This window comes from Aeromonas sp. 1HA1, assembly GCF_029237385.1.
In the GTDB taxonomy this organism is placed as follows: domain Bacteria; phylum Pseudomonadota; class Gammaproteobacteria; order Enterobacterales; family Aeromonadaceae; genus Aeromonas; species Aeromonas popoffii.
On the sequence record NZ_JAACGC010000074.1, the window covers coordinates 1 to 18,578 of the forward strand.

The 18,578-nt window shown below is 61.5% G+C and carries 13 protein-coding genes; 5 read left to right on the forward strand and 8 right to left on the reverse strand.

What is annotated here, in order from left to right; genetic code table 11:
* Positions 1 to 284: 284 nt before the first annotated feature.
* Together GWQ22_RS18000 and GWQ22_RS18005 are read right to left on the reverse strand one after the other, a co-directional pair.
* On the reverse strand, positions 285 to 1,403 hold the full coding sequence (locus GWQ22_RS18000) for an anhydro-N-acetylmuramic acid kinase (protein ID WP_275931161.1): 1,119 nt from the start codon (positions 1,401 to 1,403) through the stop codon (positions 285 to 287).
* Between the two features lie 21 nt (positions 1,404 to 1,424).
* A complete protein-coding gene (locus GWQ22_RS18005; RefSeq protein WP_275931162.1) occupies positions 1,425 to 2,747 on the reverse strand; it encodes a peptidoglycan DD-metalloendopeptidase family protein in 1,323 nt (440 codons plus the stop codon).
* Positions 2,748 to 2,857: 110 nt separating this feature from the next.
* Between GWQ22_RS18005 and tyrS the strand changes: the two genes are divergently transcribed.
* Entirely contained in the window at positions 2,858 to 4,057 is a 1,200-nt protein-coding gene (tyrS, locus tag GWQ22_RS18010; protein WP_275931163.1) for a tyrosine--tRNA ligase, read from the forward strand.
* 296 nt (positions 4,058 to 4,353) lie between these two features.
* On the opposite strand, the gene GWQ22_RS18015 is transcribed toward tyrS, so the two are convergent.
* Positions 4,354 to 5,610 carry an adenylosuccinate synthetase gene (locus GWQ22_RS18015; protein WP_042037492.1) on the reverse strand — a complete coding sequence of 419 codons (1,257 nt, stop codon included), beginning with the start codon at positions 5,608 to 5,610 and terminating at the stop codon, positions 4,354 to 4,356.
* A 183-nt stretch (positions 5,611 to 5,793) separates the two neighbouring features.
* On the opposite strand from GWQ22_RS18015, the gene GWQ22_RS18020 reads away from it, so the two are divergent.
* On the forward strand, positions 5,794 to 6,714 hold the full coding sequence (locus GWQ22_RS18020) for a LysR family transcriptional regulator (protein WP_042037490.1): 921 nt from the start codon (positions 5,794 to 5,796) through the stop codon (positions 6,712 to 6,714).
* Positions 6,715 to 6,910: 196 nt separating this feature from the next.
* Here GWQ22_RS18020 and GWQ22_RS18025 read toward each other — a convergent pair whose 3' ends face one another.
* Together GWQ22_RS18025 and GWQ22_RS18030 are read right to left on the reverse strand one after the other, a co-directional pair.
* The gene (locus tag GWQ22_RS18025) at positions 6,911 to 8,257 is read right to left on the reverse strand and encodes a TAXI family TRAP transporter solute-binding subunit (RefSeq protein ID WP_275931164.1); all 1,347 of its coding nucleotides are present in this window, start codon (positions 8,255 to 8,257) and stop codon (positions 6,911 to 6,913) included.
* A 183-nt stretch (positions 8,258 to 8,440) separates the two neighbouring features.
* Positions 8,441 to 9,580 carry a PatB family C-S lyase gene (locus GWQ22_RS18030; protein WP_275931165.1) on the reverse strand — a complete coding sequence of 380 codons (1,140 nt, stop codon included), beginning with the start codon at positions 9,578 to 9,580 and terminating at the stop codon, positions 8,441 to 8,443.
* A 161-nt stretch (positions 9,581 to 9,741) separates the two neighbouring features.
* Here GWQ22_RS18030 and GWQ22_RS18035 point away from each other — a divergent pair, with 161 nt between their 5' ends.
* Entirely contained in the window at positions 9,742 to 10,914 is a 1,173-nt protein-coding gene (locus GWQ22_RS18035) for an MFS transporter (protein WP_275931166.1), read from the forward strand.
* Positions 10,915 to 10,969: 55 nt separating this feature from the next.
* Here the strand turns inward: GWQ22_RS18035 and GWQ22_RS18040 are convergent, their stop codons facing one another.
* Both GWQ22_RS18040 and GWQ22_RS18045 read right to left on the reverse strand, forming a co-directional pair.
* The gene (locus tag GWQ22_RS18040; protein ID WP_212512927.1) at positions 10,970 to 11,854 is read right to left on the reverse strand and encodes a LysR family transcriptional regulator; all 885 of its coding nucleotides are present in this window, start codon (positions 11,852 to 11,854) and stop codon (positions 10,970 to 10,972) included.
* Positions 11,855 to 11,963: 109 nt separating this feature from the next.
* Positions 11,964 to 12,719 (reverse strand): YciK family oxidoreductase, encoded by a 756-nt coding sequence (locus GWQ22_RS18045; RefSeq protein ID WP_042037486.1) that lies wholly within the window; start codon positions 12,717 to 12,719, stop codon positions 11,964 to 11,966.
* Between the two features lie 232 nt (positions 12,720 to 12,951).
* Here GWQ22_RS18045 and sohB point away from each other — a divergent pair, with 232 nt between their 5' ends.
* Entirely contained in the window at positions 12,952 to 13,959 is a 1,008-nt protein-coding gene (sohB, locus tag GWQ22_RS18050; protein ID WP_275931167.1) for a protease SohB, read from the forward strand.
* Positions 13,960 to 14,023: 64 nt separating this feature from the next.
* On the opposite strand, the gene astB is transcribed toward sohB, so the two are convergent.
* On the reverse strand, positions 14,024 to 15,361 hold the full coding sequence (gene astB, locus GWQ22_RS18055; protein WP_275931168.1) for an N-succinylarginine dihydrolase: 1,338 nt from the start codon (positions 15,359 to 15,361) through the stop codon (positions 14,024 to 14,026).
* A gap of 361 nt (positions 15,362 to 15,722) precedes the next feature.
* On the opposite strand from astB, the gene topA reads away from it, so the two are divergent.
* Positions 15,723 to 18,344, forward strand: coding sequence for a type I DNA topoisomerase (topA, locus tag GWQ22_RS18060; RefSeq protein ID WP_275931169.1), 2,622 nt, complete (start codon positions 15,723 to 15,725; stop codon positions 18,342 to 18,344).
* The last annotated feature ends 234 nt before the right edge of the window (positions 18,345 to 18,578 follow it).

Consider the following 18,578-nt stretch of genomic DNA (forward strand, 5'->3'; position numbering starts at 1 on the left):
CGAACAGGGATTGCAGGCTGGAGCTCACTCTGGGAAGGCTGGCAAACACTGCAAAGTAAACTGGACGGCTTTATTGCCGCCAAAGAGATGATGGCTTCGGGGATCAAGATCTGATCAAGAGACAGCCATAAGGGGGCAGTCGTCCTGTGAGCGGTTGTGATGGTGGAGCAAGATGGTGGAGCAAGATGCTGGCTTGCCCGCCAGCGTGACGCGGGTCAGTGGTCGGCAGGCGCACAAGGGACCGGGTCTGGATCAGCGCTCGGGATGGGGGCACCCGGTGTCAGTTATCCGGCGAGGTAGAGGGCACCCAGCACGGCCGGGCGACTGGCGCCGGTGACCGCGGGCAGGTTGCTCGGCTTGCGATGGATAAAGCGCTGTGCCAGCCAGGCAAATGCCGCCCCCTCCGCCCAGTCGGGGGCTATCCCCAGATCAAAGGTACTGGCGATGTGCCAGCAGGGCAGCAGGCTGGCGAGTTCCGCCAGCAGCGGGGTGTTATGGGCGCCGCCGCCGCAGACAAACAGCTCGGCTTTGGGTTGGCTGGTACCGACAGCCTCGGGCTGGGCGGGCAGCTGACGGGCGATGCTGTGGCAGGTGAGTGCCTGCAGGGTGCGCTGAACATCCACGGGGGCGTATGCAGTGCCTGCCAGCTCGCCATCGAGCCAATCGAGGGTGAACATCTCCCGCCCGGTGCTCTTGGGGGAGGCGGCGGCGAAGTAGGGGTGAGCCAGCAGCTTTCCAAGCAGGTCAGGAATAAGCTGGCCGCTGGCGGCCCATTTACCACCGGCGTCGTAGTTGCCGCCGTCTGGCTGATGACGGCGATACCAGCCATCGAGCAGGGTGTTGGCAGGGCCGGTATCAAAGCCATACACCCCACCGGGATTGCCCGGCAGCACCGAGATATTGGCGATGCCGCCGAGGTTCAGCACCACCCGCAGGGCGCCGGGTTTGGCAAACAGTGCCTGATGGAAAGCGGGCACCAGCGGCGCCCCCTGACCGCCGAGGGCCATGTCCATGGTGCGAAAATCGGCCACCACATCAATGCCGGTCAGCGCGGCCAACAGGGCGGCATTGCCGATCTGCAGGGTAAAGCCGAGCTGAGGGCGGTGGCGGATGGTCTGGCCATGGCTGCCGATGGCGCGAATATCTTCAGGGGTCAGCCCCGCCTTGGCGAGCAGCGCGTGGGTGGCGGCAGCAAACTCGCGGGCCACCAGATTGTCGGCCACGCCCATCCTGTCTATTTCGTTCTCGCCCGGAGTGCTGAGGGCGTGCAGCTCACGGGCCGTGGGCCAGGGGTGGCAGAGTGCCGCTTCGACCCGCAGTTCATCGCCGTCGATCATCACCAGCACGGCATCGATCCCATCCATGCTGGTGCCTGACATCAGTCCGATATAGCGCTCTTTCATTCCCCACTCCTTGGCGGCCACTTAGCCGCCGCGATTGTCCCGTTTGTTCTGAGCCAGCTGCAGCTCAGGCTTGTCAAGTTGGTCGAGTTTGGCCAGTTGCGGCATCGCCAGCTTCCTGAAATTGGCCAGCTCCCGTCCGGTCAGGGTTTCAGCCTGTGGCAGGGTGAGGGTGCGCGGGTTCTTGTGAATGCCGCCCACCACGAATTCATAGTGCAGGTGCGGGCCTGTCACCCGGCCTGTGCCCCCCAGGGTGCCAATGGTCTGCCCCTGTTTCACTCGTTGCCCTTTATCGACGGTGCGTTTGGATAGGTGCAGGTATTTGGTCACGAAGTTGCCGGCGTGCTTGATGAAGACGTAGTTGCCGTTGAACTGGTTGTGGCCGGCGGCCACCACTTGGCCGGAGCCCGCCGCCATGATGGGGGTGCCTACAGGAGCCACATAGTCGATGCCGTTGTGGGGGCGGATCTTGCCGGTGACCGGGTGGAGGCGGCGCGGGTTGAAGTTGGAGCTGATGTATTTGAAGTTGACCGGGGCGCGCAGGAAGCTTTTGCGCATCGCCTTGCCTTCCGGCGTGTAGTAGTTGCCATCTTGATTGAGCACGGCGCGGTAAGCGGTGCCCTGGTTGACGAATTCGGCGGCCAGGATATCGCCGGAGGCGACCCGCTCGTCATCCTGATACTTCTCCTGATAGACCACCCGAAAGCTATCCCCGGGTTGTAGGTCCTGAGCGAAGTCGATGTCCCAGCCGAAGATGGCTGCCAGGTTCATGATCTGAACTTCTGTCATGCCCGCCTCGGCGGCAGCACCCCAGAAGCTGGAGCGGATCTCGCCTTTGGCCACCTGCTCGCGGGTATCGAGTTCCAGCTTGACCGGTTTGGCGATGAAGCGATCCGCCTTGCGGTTCACTTTCAGCGCCTGCTCCAGGCTGTGGGGGTAATAGAGGCTGTGCAGCATGCCATGTTTGGTGAGCTTGAAGGTGAGCTCCTGACCGGGTTTGAGCCGGCGCAGGGGATCCGTGCCATCGAGCTGATCGATGAGGTGCAGATCCGTGGTGCTGAGGCCAAGGCGCTGGAAGATGACTCCCATGTTGTCGCCCCGGTGCACCTTCACCTGTTTGGTGACATAGCTGGGCTTGGGCGGGGTGACGGGCAGCTCGGTTTGGGCCAGCAGCTCGCCCTCGTCGGCTTGCGGCTCGGCAGCAAAATCGTTGCCGCTGTCATCGACCCGGGTTGCGACCGCCTGTTCGCTTGGCCAGGCAGCCAGCATCATCACCATGATGCTCAGGATCAGCACCATCTTGCGGTGCCAGTGGGGAAGTGCGTTGAAGGCGTGCCAAATAACCATGAGAAGCAGATGAAGTCGGGCAGAATGGATGGATTTTACAGCCTTTCCAATTAGCTCGCCATTCCAGTAATATGTTTGGCCCTGTGGAATCGTGATTGGAGAGTCAAAAAATGTCCCAGCTCGAGGTGGCGCTAGCCGAGATCAAGCGCGGAGCGGAAGAAATTCTGGTTGAAGAAGAACTTGTCGCCAAGTTGAAGGAAGGGCGCCCGCTGCGCATCAAGCTGGGGATGGATCCGACGGCTCCCGACATTCACCTGGGTCATACCGTGATCCTCAACAAGCTGAAGACCTTCCAGGATCTGGGCCATGAGATCATCCTGTTGATCGGTGATTTCACTGCCATGGTGGGTGACCCCTCCGGCAAGAACAGCACCCGTCCGCCGCTCTCCGAAGAGGCCATCAAGCACAACGCCCTCACTTATGCCGAGCAGGCGTTCAAGATCCTCGATCCTGCCAAGACCCGTATCGAGTACAACTCCAGCTGGCTGGGCGAGCTGGGCGCGACCGGCATGATCAAGCTGGCGGCCAAGCAGACCGTGGCTCGCATGATGGAACGCGACGACTTCAAAAGGCGCTACACCGGCGGCCAATCCATCGCGATTCACGAATTCCTCTATCCGCTGCTGCAAGGCTATGACTCGGTCGCGCTGAAGGCGGACGTCGAGCTGGGCGGTACCGATCAGAAGTTCAACCTGCTGATGGGCCGCGAGCTGCAAAAAGATGCCGGCATGGCCGCCCAGTGCGTGCTGATGATGCCGCTGCTGGTGGGTCTGGATGGCGTCAAGAAGATGTCCAAGTCTGCCGCCAACTACATAGGCGTGCACGATGCCCCGGGCGAGATGTTCGGCAAGATCATGTCCATCACCGACACCCTGATGTGGAACTACTACGAGCTGCTCTCCTCTCGCCCCTTGGCCGAGATTGAAGAGTTCAAGGCCGGTATCGCCGCGAACACCCTGAATCCTCGTGACGTGAAGATCTGGCTGGCCAAAGAGATCATCGCCCGTTATCACGACGAAGCGGCAGCCGAAGCGGCCCACGAAGATTTCACCCAGCGCTTCTCCAAGAACGCCATGCCTGACGAGATGCCGGAAGTCGAACTGGCGCTGGAAGGGGAAGGGCTGGCCATTGCCAACCTGCTCAAGGATGCCGATCTGGTGGCCACCACCTCCGAAGCACTGCGGATGATCAAGCAGGGCGCAGTCAAGGTTGATGGTGACAAGCTGGACGATGGCAAGGCACTGATTGGTGCCGGTACCGCCGTCTATCAGGTTGGCAAGCGCAAGTTTGCCCGGGTGACCGTCAAGTAAGCCGTGACTGCCATCTCAGCCCGGTGCTGCCATAAGAAAGGCCTCCCTTGCGGAGGCCTTTTTGTTGCGTTATTCCCTGCGCGAGTGGGGATCAGCCTTCCTGTTTCAGAAGGTTGCGATAGAGCATACAGAGGTGGGCGCTCTCCAGCTGAAGCCCCTGCATGGCGCCTGTTGCCGGGTGTCGTTCTCGCGGATGGGGCCTGTCCCTCGGCGGTCAGCTGATGGTGCGGTGGTCATAAAAAAACCGGCCTCTGTGAGGCCGGTTTTGACATCTTGCTGGCAGCTGCGCAGGGAGCTTAGCGCAGTATCATCTGCTCGCGGCCCGGGCCGACGGAGACCATGGGAACCGGCACACCCAGCAGGGCTTCGATGCGCAGCACATAGTGCTGGGCAGCCTTGGGCAAGTCTTCGAACTTGCGGATGTGAGAGATGTCTTCGCTCCAGGCTTCCATGGACTCGTACACCGGCTTCAGACCGGCGGTCTGCGGCCAGATGGGGTTCTCGGTGTTGGCGCCTTCGTAGGCCACGCAGATCTTCAGGTCCGGCATGCCGGAGAGGCAGTCCAGCTTGGTCAGGGCGATCTCGTTGGCGGCCTGGATCTCCAGACCCTGCTTGGTGGCAACGGCGTCGAAGTAGCCGATGTCACGGGGACGGCCGGTGGTTGCACCGAACTCGTTGGCGAACTTGCGGAACTCTTCCTGATTCTCCATGGCGGTGATCAGGGTGCCGGTACCGACAGAGGTACTGAACGCCTTGGCCACGGCAATCACGCGCTCGGGGCGCAGAGCCGGCAGGCCGCCACCGATACCGGCATAGGCGCCGGAAACGTGGGAAGAGGTCACCCAGGGGTACTCACCGTAGATGAGGTCACGGCCGGCGCCCAGCTGGGCTTCGAACAGCAGGGTGCCGTTCTGGGCCTGGATGGCCTTGAGTGGCTCGCTGACGTTGCAGACGGCGTCGATCCAGGGGGCGGAGACTTCCAGCAGCCAATCGGCCATTTCCTGGGCGGTCTGGCTGAACTCGAAGCTCGGGTAGAGGGCTTTGAGCTGCGGCAGTTTCCAGTCGAGGAAGAACTGGATGCGCTCAACCAGCACCTCTGGCTGCTTCAACCAGCCGACCAGGATCGCTTTTTTCATGACCCGATCACCGTAAGCCGGGGCTATGCCCTGACGGGTGGAGCCATAGGCGCCATCACCCAGACGGACTTCTTCCAGGGTATCTTCCAGCGCATGGATCGGCAGACAGAAGGTGGCGCGATCAGAGATGGCCAGTTTCGGGGTCACGCCGGCGGCGTTCACTTCAGCCAGCTCGCGGGTCAGCGGCTCGGGGCTGATGACCATGCCAGGGCCGAGGACAACCAGGCACTCCGGGTTGAATACGCCGCTCGGCAACTGGTGCAGCTTGAAGGTGCCCAGGTCGTTGACGACGGTGTGGCCGGCGTTGTTGCCGCCCTGAAAACGGATGCTGGCGGCGGATTGACCTGCCAGATAATCGACGATGCGGCCTTTGCCTTCATCACCCCAGTTAGCACCTACGACTACGATAGACGACATGACTCTTTCTCCTAAGACGTTAGGCGTCCATCCTAGGAGGCTGCGGCGGATTAGAAAAATTAATTATCTTTATAATTCCAATAAGAAAACCATATAATTGTGGCGAATTTACCGGCAAGACGCCCCGTATTGCCGCGCTGGCCCGCGTCATGGGCGCAGATGTGGAAAAACAAGAGGATCCCCATGCTGGATATTCACTGGCTGCACACCTTCGTTACCCTGGCCCGCCTGCAGCACTTTGGCCAGACCGCCACCGAATTGCACATGACCCAGCCCAACGTCAGCCTGCATCTCAAGAACCTGGAGCAAGCCACCCGGGTCAAGCTGATTGAACGCAGCCCGTTTCGGCTGACCCAGGCCGGTGAGCGACTGCTGCAAAGTGCCGAGCGGGCCATCAACGAGCTGCTGCTGTGCCAGTCCGATCTCAATGCCCTCAACCAGCTGAGCCAGGGCACGCTCGCCATCGCCGCCAGCGACATCATCTCCCGTCTGCTGCTGATCCAGCCGTTCCAGCGCTTCAAGCAGGCCTTTCCCGGCATCGATCTCACCCTGTTCAATACCACCTCGGATCAGGCGGCCGAGCTGGTCAGGGCCGGCAAGGCGGATCTTGGCTTCGTGATGGCGCAAAAGCGCAGCGAACCGCTGTTCTACACCGAGTTGCAGCAGGTGACCTGGTGTGCGCTGGGACACGGGCTGGCCCGCTGGCAGGCGCGAGCGAAGGCGGGAGAGAGCGACCCCCTTGATGAGCCGACCCTGATCCTGCTCGGCCACGATACCCGCACCCGGGCGCTGATAGACCCTTCTTTGCCCCTGCTCGGTTTGCCGACTTGCCGCATCATGGAAGTGGGCAGCGTGGATGCCCAGCTCGACTGGGCCGAGGCGGGCTTCGGGGTGGCCATAGTGCCGGACTTCTCGCTCCACCCGCGCCTCAAGCTCACCGCCCCCGTGGCCCGTCTGACCGATTTTCCCGGCACCAGCTTGGGGTACGTGGTGCGTCAGAATCAGGTGTTGTCGCGGGCTATCAAACAGCTGCTGCACTGGGTGGAGGAGGAGATATTGCAGCCCGACGCCCGCCATCAAGCGGCGCCCAAGGCCGCAGGCTGACAAGATCCGGCAGGATAGGCAGACTGTTCATGGCGGGCACCTGACCCGGTTGGACTGGGCCGGAAGGGGAGATACCGCTCGGCAGCTGTGTGGCGACCCGTGTCGTGTATGAGTCGCCACAGAGCAAGGCCGCAGGAGCAATGCAAAAGAAGAGGCCACCCTGACAGGTGGCCTCTTTCGTAAGTGGTGCGTGAGATTACTGGACGGGCACGCTTGCCGAAGGGGTGGCAGGCAGGGGCTGGTGCACGCCGTCGCTGCCATTGGTGGCACTGGGCGCCCCCCCTTGCGTATCGGCTGGCGCCGAGCCGAGTGCGGCCGAGGGTGGGTCCGTCGTCACGGCTTGCGTGGCCACGGCATCCGAGGGGGCGTCCACAGTCACAGCCTGAGTGGCCTGGGCGGTCGAGACGGACTCTACCGCAGTGGGCTGGGTTGCCAATGCCTCTGAGGTTGTGGTTTGTGCTGCTGCGCCATCCCCGGTGGTCTGCGCCGCCGACTGGGCTGCCTGGGTTGCCGTCGCCGCCGAGCCTGCTGACTCCTCAGGGGTCAGGGATTCGGGGATGAGTGATGGCGGCGGCAGGACGGCATCCTCCATGCCCGGGTGGTGCGGTACCTCAGCCTTTGCCTGCATGGAGTCCAGAGTGAGGGGGGTCAGCGCCGGATGCAGACGGGTGAACTGCTTGAGCCGTGCGGTCAGCACGTCGCGCACAGTGCGCACCTCTGTGTCTGGCAGGCTGTCCAGTGCAATCAGTTCGGCGGTGACGGCGAAGGTGTTGACGTCGCTGGGCTGTCCCGGGTAGAGATTGGCGCTGATGTGGCTGCGCTGATAATAGGGGAGCGTCTTGAGCAGACGATCGATCTGCTCCCCCTCGATGGGGATGATGCGTGCCTGACAGCGACCGGTCAGATCCCCTATGCGCTGATTGGGATGGCCCGCCACCATGAAGGCGGCGTCCAGGGTACCATCGCAGAGTCCTTCCAGCCGGTTGTTGATGGAGGAGGGAATGACGGGGGCGAAGCTGCTCTCCTGCCAGCCCATGGCATCGAGCAGGGCCTGGCTGGTCACGCGCTCTCCCGAACCCGGATTGCCCAGATCGACCCGTTTGCCTTCGATGTCGGTCAGAGTGCTGATGTTGCTGTTGGCACTGGCGATCAGGGTCAGCGACTCCTGATGGAGTCGAAACAGGCTGCGAAGCCGGTCGTTGGGTGGCTGGCCCACGAAGGGGCCTGTGCCCTTGGCGGCATGATGCACCACATCCGATTGCACCAGCACCAGCTGGATTTTCCCTTGGTTCAGCTCCTTCAGGTTGGTGAGGGAGCCCGAGGTGCTCTGCACGGCGCAGTGCAGTCCGTGGTTGGCGCTATCTGCGTTCAGCAGGCGGCAGATGGCCCCTCCTGCGGGATAGTAGACGCCGTTGAGCGCCCCTGTGCCTATGGTGAGATAGGATGGTGTAGTGGCGTGCAGGGGCAACACCAGGGCGGCTGCCAGCAAGGGCAGGGCGAAACGAGACAGGGTCGACAGGTGGTGCAGGGCGCTTGGCAACATAATTAACCGGATTAATGGCTGATAAAAAGGATGGGTCAAGCCCATCCCGTCTGACATCACGGCCTGCCGCTGTTCAGCACAGAGCCGGGTTTGCATGGCATGTGCCATTCAGACCCGCCCTCATCGCTTATGGCGGCGGTCGGTGCAGCTGAGATTCAGCCGCAAAAATATACCCTATTGCCATCAGATGCGAGTCTGGATCGCTTTCTCCATCCGGGCCAGCGCCTCGGTCAGCCTTGCCCGGGTGCAGCCGAAGTTGAACCGTACGAACTGGCCATCGCCGAACTGGGCGCCCGGGGAGAGCCCAACCCCTGCCTGTTCGAAGAAGGTGATGGGATCCTCGAGCCCGAGCGCACTGACGTCAATCCAGGCAAGGTAGGTGGCCTGATGGCGAGCCAGCTTGACGCCGGGCCAGCGGGCGACAGCCTGTTCGATAAGCATGAGGTTGGCGGCCAGGTAGTCGAGTTGTTCGCAGAGCCAGGGTTCGCCTCCCTCATAGGCGGCCTCGGCCGCCACGAAGCCCAGCAGATTGACGTCGGCGCTGATGCCGCGCATCGCCTGTTGCAGCTTGAGGCGCAGGCGGGCGTTGGGCACCACGGCGAAGGCACAGCACAGGCCCGCGATATTGAAGGTCTTGCTCGGTGCCATCATCACGGCCGAGCGCTCGGCGGCTGCCGGGCTGATGGCGCCGTAGGGAATGTGACGGGCCTGCTTGTCGAGCAGCAGATCGCAATGGATCTCGTCCGAGCAGACGACCAGATTGTGTCGTTCGGCGATGGCATCGATGGCCTTGAGCTCTTCGCGGGTAAACACGGTACCGCCCGGGTTGTGCGGGTTGCACAGCAGCAGCAGATCCGCCGCCGGGGCCTGACGCTCCAGCTCCTCCAGATCCAGCACCCAGCGACCGGCCTCTTCCACCATGGGAACGGTGAGCAGGGGGCGATCGTTGAACCCGGGTGCCTGCAGAAAGGGGTAGTAGACCGGTTTGGGGGTAATGATGCCGCGACCGTGCTGGCTCCAGGCCTTGCACGCCAGGTTGAGGCCGGGTACCACACCGGGCAGGAAGATGAGCCACTCCGGCTGGATGGTCCAGCCGTAGCGGCTGGCCAGACGTGCAATGATCAGTTCGATCAGCCGGGCAGAGGGGCGCGAGTAACCGAAGATGCCGTGGGCGACCCGCTGGGTGAGGGCCTCGACGACGGCAGGCGGTGAGACAAAGTCGGTGTCGGCTACCCACATGGGCAGCACGTCCTGTCCTTTGTACTTGTCCCATTTCAGACTCATGGTGTCGCGACGATCTATTTCCCGGTCAAAATCAAACATGTGGAATCCTTATGCTGGGCAGTGGGCTTTCAATGTACGGGGTCGGGCGCGGGGTCGCAAGCCTTGAGGTGACTCTTGTTCATGACATAAAATAAGCAACGCTATTTCATGTACTTGCCGAATTTTGGCCCGTTTTCTTGCCCCCAATCAGTGGTAATCCTATGAGCTTGTTGACCGCCGCGCTGAGGAGATCGGATCCCGTTTCCCTCTCTTTTTTGGCCGTGACCTTTATAACTGGGGTGGCAGTGGCGCTCCAGGTGCCAACCTTGAGCCTGTTTCTGGCCGAAGAGGTGCAGGTTCGCCCCTTGCTGATCGGACTGTTTTACACGGTCAACGCCGTGGTCGGGATCCTCATCAGCCAGTGGCTCGGCCACCGCTCCGACAGCAAGGGGGATCGCAAGCGGCTGATCCTGCGCTGCTGCTTCGCGGGGGTGGTGCTCTCCCTGTTGTTCGCCTGGAATCGCAACTACTGGCTGCTGGTGAGCCTGGGGGTCTTGCTGGCGAGTCTGGCGGCCACCGCCAGTCCCCAGCTGTTTGCCCTGGCACGGGAATATGCCGACAGCCGCAACAAGCGGGCAGACATGTTCAGCTCTGTGTTGCGGGCCCAGTTTTCCCTGGCCTGGGTCATCGGCCCCCCCATCGCCTTTGCGCTGGCCATCGGCTATGGCTTCGAGGTGATGTATCTCGCCTCCGCCCTGGCCTACCTGATCTGTGCCTTCGTGGTGTGGCGCTGGCTGCCCTCCCTGCCGCTGCCCACGCCAAACAGCGAGGTGGAGCGGGTCAGCAGCTGGCGAGACCCTTCTGTGCGGGCGCTGTTCATTGCCTCCACCCTGATGTGGACCTGCAACAGCATGTACCTCATCAACATGCCGCTCTACATCACCCGCGAGCTGGGGCTGGAGGAGAAGCTGGCCGGTGTGCTGATGGGCACGGCGGCGGCCCTCGAGATCCCCTTCATGCTGCTGGCTGGCTACTACACCCAGCGCTTCGGCAAGCGTCCCATGATGCTTGTGGCCGTGCTGGCCGGGGTGGGTTTCTACGCGGGGCTGGTCACCCTGTCGAGTCAGTCTGCGCTCATCGCGTTGCAACTGCTCAACGCCATCTTCATCGGCATAGTCGCCGGGATCGGCATGTCCTACTTTCAGGATCTGATGCCGGGGCGCGCCGGGGTGGCGACCACCCTGTTTGCCAATAGCATACGTACCGGCTCCATCATGGCGGGGGCCATTGCGGGGACTGTGGCCGAGATCTGGAGTTTTCACGGGGTCTTCATGGTGGCCACGGCGCTGGCGCTGGCGGCACTGGGCGCCTGCTGGCGGGTGCCCAATGTGTGAGGCGGGTCTGTGATCGATTGGCGATGGGTGGCGCTGGCCGCCTGACGGCTTGGGCTTATTTGTTGTTACCGGTCTGATATTCGTTGCGCAGGCAGCGCAGCAGCAGCTCGGTGGCCGGACCCAGCGAATCTGCTGACGGGGTCAGCAGATAGGTATAGAGATGGCGCTCGTTGCCACTGGCCAGATCCAGCGGCACCAGGACGCCGCTGACCAGCTCCTCCTGCACCAGATGGCGGGGTAGCCAGGCATAGCCGAGGCCGAGTTTTAGCATGGCTATCACTTCGTGATAGTGGGTCGCCTTCCAGCCGGTGTCATCCGCATCATTCCAGTCCACCGAGCGGTGAATGGGGGGATGCAGGCTGATCTGGTTGTGACTGGCAAGCTCGTCAGTCGAGACGGGCCCTACCAGGGCGGCGAGGGGATGCTTGGCGGAGCAGAGCGGCAGCAGGCACACCTCGTCCAGCGGCAGGCCGGTACGATCCTGGGGCAGGTGCTCGGAGAGCATGAGATCCCCCACTTGCAGGGCGTTGAAGTGGCAGTGAATGCGTTCGTGCAGATTGACGCGGCAGCCCCGGCTGCGGGGATAGAAATGGGCCAGCGCCCGATAGAGTCGCTCCCGTGGTTGCAGCACGGAAACGTAGAGGTTGACCTGCGGCTCCCACTGCCGCTCCAGGTTGTTGGCCAGGTTCTCCAGCTCTTCCACCTGCTGGCTGAGCTGACGTGCCCGCTTGAGGAATATCTCCCCCGCCGGGGTTAATACTGCCTTGCGCCCCCTCACTGCCAGCAGAGGCACCCCCAGACTCTGTTGCAGCTTGGCCACCGCATGATTGAGAGAGGATTGGCTCTTGTTTAGTGCTTCAGCGGCCTGGGCATAACCGCCATGGTCCACCACGGCCTGAAAGATCCGCCATTGCTCAAACGTGCTCTTGGGACGAAACATATTTCAACCTGATCAGGGATCGTATGTGGTAAGGGCCTTCAACGGGGTGCCGGCGGCACCCTATTGAATTTAACCCCATGTGGCGCAGGGTTCCGGTTATTTTGTTGATTTATTTGGGCTGGGCCACAAAGGTCTGGCCGGTTTTGCCACGGCTGTCGGCCCCCATCAGATAGAGATAGAGCGGCATGAGATCGGCCGGCGTCTTGAGCTGCTGGGGATCCTCTGCCGGGAAGGCGCTGGCACGCATCTTGGTGCGGGTTCCGCCCGGGTTGAGGGTGTTGACCCGCACCGCCGTGTTTTCCAGCTCGTCGGCCAGCACTTCCATCATGCCTTCGATGGCGAACTTGGAGATGGCGTAGGTGCCCCAGTAGGCGCGGCCCTTGCGGCCCACGCTGGAGGAGGTGTAAACGATGGAGGCCTCACCGTGCGCCTTGGCGGTCTGGCGGATCAGCGGCAGCAGCGCCTGGGTCAGCAGGAACTCTGATTTGACGTTGACTTGCATCACCTCGTCCCACTCCTTCTCCTGGATGTGTTCGAAGGGGGAGAGGGTGCCAAGCAGGCCGGCGTTGAACAATACACCGTCGAGGCGGCCAAACTGCTGCTCGAAGGTCTCGGCCATGCCACGGTAGTGGGCGGCGGTAGCGCCTTTCAAGTCCACCGGCACTATGGCGGGCAGCGGATAACCGGCGGCCTCAATCTGGTCATAAACAGCCTCAAGTTTGGCGCTGGTGCGGCCGAGCAGGATCACGGTGGCGCCGTGGGCGGCATAGGTGATAGCGGCTTCGCGGCCTATGCCGTCACCGGCACCTGTGACCAGAATGACCTTGTGCTTGAGCAGATCCCGGGGGGCCTGATAATCGAGCATGACAACTCCTGTTAACACGTTCGTGGCAGATGCGCGCGGTATCGCGGTATATAGAAGAGCCAGTGTACTGACCCCGCACGGCATTTGGCCAGTATGAGACGGCAAAAATGTGAAGAAAATAGAGGGGTTGTGATTAAAGAGTGTGTTTTTTGAGCCACTGTCGCAGAGTTTTTGCGCGAGCCCGGCAAACTCCCTAGAATGTGAAAAATTCGAACACTGAGCGGAGCATCAAGTGGCATTTTTGACCGAATATGGGCTGTTTCTGGCCAAGACCCTCACCTTACTGCTGGCTATCGCGGCCGTCATTTTGATGGTGATCAGCAGCCGTCAGCCGAAATCCCGCAAGGGGGATCTGGTGGTGACCGATCTCTCCAGCGAGCTGGAGCAGGGGCGCTACCAGTTGCAGGCGGCGCTGGCCGGCAAGGCCGGACGCAAGTTGCTGGAGAAGGATCGCAAGGCCGAGCACAAGGCCCGTGCCAGGACCGAAGACGAGCGCAGCCGGCTGTTTGTGCTCGATTTTAACGGCAGCATGGACGCCAAAGAGGTGGCTTCCCTGCGGGAAGAGGTGAGTGCCGTGATAGGGGTCGCCCAGTCCGGTGACGAGGTGCTGCTGCGCCTTGAATCCGGTGGCGGTGTGGTGCATGGCTATGGCTTGGCCGCATCCCAGCTGCAGCGACTGCGCGACAAGGGGATCAAACTCACCGTGGCCATCGACAAGGTGGCGGCGAGCGGCGGTTACATGATGGCCTGCGTGGCAGATCAGATCCTGGCGGCGCCCTTTGCCATCGTCGGCTCCATCGGGGTGATAGCCCAGCTGCCGAACTTCAACAAGCTATTGAAAAAGCACGACATTGAATTCGAGATGCACACCGCTGGCCAGTACAAGCGCACCATCACCATGTTCGGTGAGAACGACGATCTGGGGCGGGAGAAGTTTCGTGAGGAGCTGGGCGCCATCCACGAGCGGTTCAAGGCGTTCGTGGCCGAGCACAGACCCAACCTCGACATAGACAGTGTCACCACGGGAGAGCACTGGCTGGCGAGCCAGGCCAAGGGGCTGGGGCTGGTGGATACTCTCTGCACCAGTGACGACTACCTGCTGTCCCAGGCCAGCCATCACAAGGTGGTCGGCATCAGCTATCGCAAGCCAAAGAGCCTGACCCAGAAACTGGGACAGCAGGCGGCCCTGGCGCTGGAGTCGAGCCTCGGCCGGCTGTGGCAGCAGAGCCCCTGGCGCTGAGGTCTCGCTTGCACCACTGGCATGAAAAAGCCGGGCATTTGCCCGGCTTTTGCTATCCAGCGATTCAGCGCTGGAAGGGGTAGACGGAGCCGAGTTTGAGGATCTGGGTCAGTTCGTCCAGGGCGGTGCGGGACTCCTGCACCAGCGCCGGGTCGCGCAGATCGTCCAGCGCCAGACTGTCGCGGTAGTGGCGATCTACCCACTGATCCAGCCGGGCGAACTGGCTGTCGTTGATGAGGCAGGCCGGGTTGACCGCCGCCAGTTCCAGATCGTTCATGGCGACCCGCAGCCGCAGGCAGGCAGGGCCGCCACCGTTGCGCATGCTCTGTTTCACGTCCATGTAGTGCACCTGTTTGATGGGGGTGCCCTGGGCGAGGAGTTGGCCGAGGTAGGCCGATACGGCCGGATTGTCACGGCACTCGGTGGGGGCGATGATGGCCATCTCGCCGGATGGCAGGGTGAGGATCTGGGTGTTGAACAGATAGGATTTCACCGCATCCTGCAGCGATACCTCATTGGTCGGCACCTCGATGAAGTGCAATTCGCCCTCGCCGAACTTGGTGCGCACCTCGGCCAGCGCTGACGCCGTGTTGAGAAAGGCCTGCTGGTGGAAGAAGAGCACGTTCTGGTTGCCCACCGCGATCACGTCGTTGTGGAACACCCCCTGATCGATCACATCCGGATTTTGCTGGATGAAGACGGCGCTCTCTTCACTCAAACCGTGCAGACGGGCGATGGCCTGGCTGGCCTCCAGGGTCTGGCGGGCCGGGTAGCGTTTGGGGGCGGGCTGGGAGACGTCGAAGGCACTGCGGCCATAGACGAACAGTTCGACCCCGGACTCGCCGTAGGCACGACACAAGCGGGTGTGGTTGGCGGCGCCCTCGTCACCGAAGTGGTCGTTCTCCGGCAGATGCTGGTGGTGATAGAAGTGACGATCGTTGTTGAACACGGCGCGCAGTATGCGACCTGTCACCTCGGGTTCGAGGGAACGGTGGAACTTGTTGGTCAGGTTGGCGGGGGTGAAGTGAATACGGCCATCCTGGGTATCGGCACTCGGGGAGACGGTGGCGGCGTTGGCGGTCCACATGCTGGAGGCTGAATAACAGGCAGCCAGCACGGCGGGAGCCTGTTTGGCGGCCTGGGCCAGCACGCTGGCATCGCTGCCGGTGAAGCCGAGGCGGCGCAGGGTGGCCAGATCCGGCCGCTCCTGCGGTGCCAGCACCCCCTGGGTCATGCCAAGCTCGGTCAGCGCTTTCATCTTGCGCAACCCCTGCTTGGCCGCTTCCCTCGGATTGGACGCCTCCTTGGCGTTGCTCTGGGAGGCGACGTTGCCATAGGACAAGCCGGCATAATTGTGGGTCGGGCCGACCAGTCCGTCGAAGTTGACCTCGAAGTGCTTCATTGAGTACATCCTTTCGATTTTTATATGGGTAGCGGTTCCTTCCGCGCACAAAGCTGCGGGATTCAGCCATTATAATGAGATTTTGTCTTTTGTAACAAGCTGATAACTAAAGTAATTTGTTATGTTACAAGAGCGGTTGGTTATGTCATTTCAAATATAAAAAGGGGGTGGATATAGCATAAAAATAAAAAAGCGGTTGCTTCCCGCGGCTCGGCTTCGCATTAATAAATAAAGAGGTCAGGTGGTTCGAGAGGGTGAGCTAATTTGCTCACAAGATTGCTTTTTCGCGTCAAATCTCTTATACAGCCCCACAAAACCGCACACCAACCCCGTCGGGTGCAATGAGGATAATAGTTACAGCATGGGCAAATCACTGGTCATAGTGGAGTCTCCGGCCAAGGCCAAGACCATCAACAAATATTTGGGCAAGGACTACGTGGTGAAATCCAGCGTCGGTCATGTTCGCGATCTGCCCACCAGTGGCAGCGCCAGCAACGAGCCCAAAAAACCTGTCATTCGCGGCATCAAGCTGAGCGAATCAGAGAAGGCTGCCAAGGATCGCAATGCCCTGTTCTCACGGATGGGGATCAATCCGGCCGCAGGCTGGCAGGCCAACTACCAGATTTTGCCCGGCAAAGAGAAAGTGGTCAGTGAATTGCAAAGTCTGGCCGCCAAGGCCGACACCATCTATCTCGCAACCGACTTGGATAGAGAGGGAGAGGCGATCGCCTGGCACTTGCGCGAGATCATCGGTGGTGACGACAGCCGCTACAAGCGGGTGGTGTTCAACGAGATCACCAAGACCGCGATTCAGGAGGCGTTTGCCCAGCCATCCGAGCTGAACATTCACCGTGTCAACGCCCAGCAGGCCCGCCGTTTCCTCGATCGGGTGGTGGGCTACATGGTTTCCCCGCTGCTGTGGAAGAAGCTGGCTCGCGGCCTCTCCGCCGGTCGGGTGCAGTCTGTTGCGGTGCGCCTCATCGTCGATAAAGAGCGCGAGATCAAGGCGTTCGTGCCGGTGGAGTTCTGGGATCTCAACGCAGATCTGCTGACCGGTGAACATGCCTCCCTGCGCATGGAAGTGGTCAGCCGTAACGGCGCCGACTTCAAGCCGGTCACCCAGGCCGAGACCTTTGCCGCCGTGGCTGCCCTGGAAGGGGTCGACTACAAGGTAGTGAATCGGGAAGACAAGCCGACCGGTTCCAAGCCCTCCGCGCCCTTCATCACCTCCACCCTGCAGCAGGCGGCCTCTACCCGTCTGAGCTTCGGGGTGAAGAAGACCATGATGATGGCCCAGCGTCTCTATGAAGCGGGTTACATCACCTATATGCGTACCGACTCCACCAACCTCAGCAAAGAGGCGGTTGAAGCGGTGCGTGAATATATCGGCGAGCAGTATGGTGCCACCTATCTGCCGAGCGAGCCGAATCTCTATGGCTCCAAGGCTGGCGCCCAGGAGGCCCACGAGGCGATCCGTCCCTCCAGCGTGCTGGTCACGGCCGAGCTGCTGGAAGGGATGGAGCCGGATGCCATGCGTCTGTATGATCTCATCTGGCGCCAGTTTGTGGCCTGCCAGATGACCCCGGCCCAGTACGACTCCTCCACCCTGACCGTCAAGGCGGGCGAGTTCGAACTCAAGGCCCGTGGCCGTACTCTGCGCTTCGCCGGTTGGACCAAGGCGCTGCCGCCCATGGGTCGCAAGGGCGAAGACAGCCAGCTGCCGGCGGTGACCGTGGGCGAGTTGCTCAAACTGATCAAGCTGGATCCGCGCCAGCACTTCACCAAGCCGCCCGCGCGCTTCACCGAAGCCGCCCTGGTACGCGAGTTGGAAAAACGCGGCATCGGCCGTCCGTCTACCTACGCCTCCATCATCTCCACCATCGTTGATCGTGGTTATGTGCGGGTCGAGAGCCGCCGTTTCTTCGCCGAGAAGATGGGCGAGATCGTCACCGACCGTCTGGTGGAAAACTTCGTCGAGCTGATGAATTACGAGTTCACCGCCAAGATGGAAGACAAGCTCGATGGCATCGCCGAAGGCAGCCTGGAGTGGAAGAAGGTGCTGGACGCCTTCTACGAAGAGTTTACCCAGGAGCTGGCAAAAGCGGATCGGGGCGCGGAAGAGGGGGGCATGCGTGCCAACCAGATGGTTCTGACCGACATCGACTGTCCGGATTGCGGTCGCAAGATGGGGATTCGTACTGCCACCACCGGCGTGTTCCTCGGCTGTTCCGGCTATGCCCTGCCGCCGAAAGAGCGCTGCAAGAAAACCATCAATCTGGTTTCCGCCGACGAATTTGTCTCCGCCACCGACGGTGACGAAGCCGAAACCGAGGCGCTGCGTGCCAAGCACCGCTGCGGTGTCTGCGGCACCGCCATGGACGCCTACATCATCGACGACAGCCGCAAGCTGCACGTCTGTGGCCGCAATCCGGATTGCGACGGTTACGAGATCGAGAAGGGCCAGTTCAAGCTCAAGGGCTACGAAGGGCCGAGCATAGAGTGCGATCGCTGCGGATCCGAGATGCAGCTCAAGAACGGCCGCTTCGGCAAGTACATGGGCTGCACCAGTGGGACCTGCAAGAACACCCGCAAGATCCTGAAAAATGGCGATATAGCGCCACCGAAGGAAGATCCGGTGCCGCTGCCCGAGCTCAAGTGCACCCAGTCCGATGCACACTTTGTGCTGCGTGACGGGGCGGCCGGCCTGTTCCTCGCCGCCAGCAACTTCCCGAAATCCCGCGAGACCCGTGCGCCCCTGGTGGAAGAGCTCAAGCGCTTCAAAGATCGCCTCTCGCCCAAGCACCAGTACCTGGCTGACGCCCCGGCGTCAGATCCTGACGGTAATGCCTCCATCGTTCGCTTCAGTCGCAAGACCAAGGAGCAGTACGTGATGACAGAGGTCAACGGCAAGGCAACGGGCTGGACGGCGCACTACGACAACGGCAAGTGGCAGGAGAGCCTGGCCAAATCGAAGAAGGCATGATGGCTTGTAGTTCACACTATGATGAAAGAGGCCCCCTTGCTGGGGCCTTTTTGTTGGGAGATGACGGTATACTGAAACGGCTGCAAGGATGGCAGCGCTGTACATGGAGGTCTGTCTCTTGATCAGATCTTGATCCCCGAAGCCATCATCTCTTTGGCGGCAATAAAGCCGTCCAGTTTACTTTGCAGTGTTTGCCAGCCTTCCCAGAGTGAGCTCCAGCCTGCAATCCCTGTT

What these genes read in the sequence shown, in the direction of transcription:
- GWQ22_RS18000 (WP_275931161.1), bottom strand. Translation starts at nt 1,403, where the DNA reads ATGAAAGAGCGCTATATCGGACTGATGTCAGGCACCAGCATGGATGGG.
- GWQ22_RS18005 (WP_275931162.1), bottom strand. Translation starts at nt 2,747, where the DNA reads ATGGTTATTTGGCACGCCTTCAACGCACTTCCCCACTGGCACCGCAAG.
- tyrS (WP_275931163.1), top strand. Translation starts at nt 2,858, where the DNA reads ATGTCCCAGCTCGAGGTGGCGCTAGCCGAGATCAAGCGCGGAGCGGAA.
- GWQ22_RS18015 (WP_042037492.1), bottom strand. Translation starts at nt 5,610, where the DNA reads ATGTCGTCTATCGTAGTCGTAGGTGCTAACTGGGGTGATGAAGGCAAA.
- GWQ22_RS18020 (WP_042037490.1), top strand. Translation starts at nt 5,794, where the DNA reads ATGCTGGATATTCACTGGCTGCACACCTTCGTTACCCTGGCCCGCCTG.
- GWQ22_RS18025 (WP_275931164.1), bottom strand. Translation starts at nt 8,257, where the DNA reads ATGTTGCCAAGCGCCCTGCACCACCTGTCGACCCTGTCTCGTTTCGCC.
- GWQ22_RS18030 (WP_275931165.1), bottom strand. Translation starts at nt 9,580, where the DNA reads ATGTTTGATTTTGACCGGGAAATAGATCGTCGCGACACCATGAGTCTG.
- GWQ22_RS18035 (WP_275931166.1), top strand. Translation starts at nt 9,742, where the DNA reads ATGAGCTTGTTGACCGCCGCGCTGAGGAGATCGGATCCCGTTTCCCTC.
- GWQ22_RS18040 (WP_212512927.1), bottom strand. Translation starts at nt 11,854, where the DNA reads ATGTTTCGTCCCAAGAGCACGTTTGAGCAATGGCGGATCTTTCAGGCC.
- GWQ22_RS18045 (WP_042037486.1), bottom strand. Translation starts at nt 12,719, where the DNA reads ATGCTCGATTATCAGGCCCCCCGGGATCTGCTCAAGCACAAGGTCATT.
- astB (WP_275931168.1), bottom strand. Translation starts at nt 15,361, where the DNA reads ATGAAGCACTTCGAGGTCAACTTCGACGGACTGGTCGGCCCGACCCAC.
- topA (WP_275931169.1), top strand. Translation starts at nt 15,723, where the DNA reads ATGGGCAAATCACTGGTCATAGTGGAGTCTCCGGCCAAGGCCAAGACC.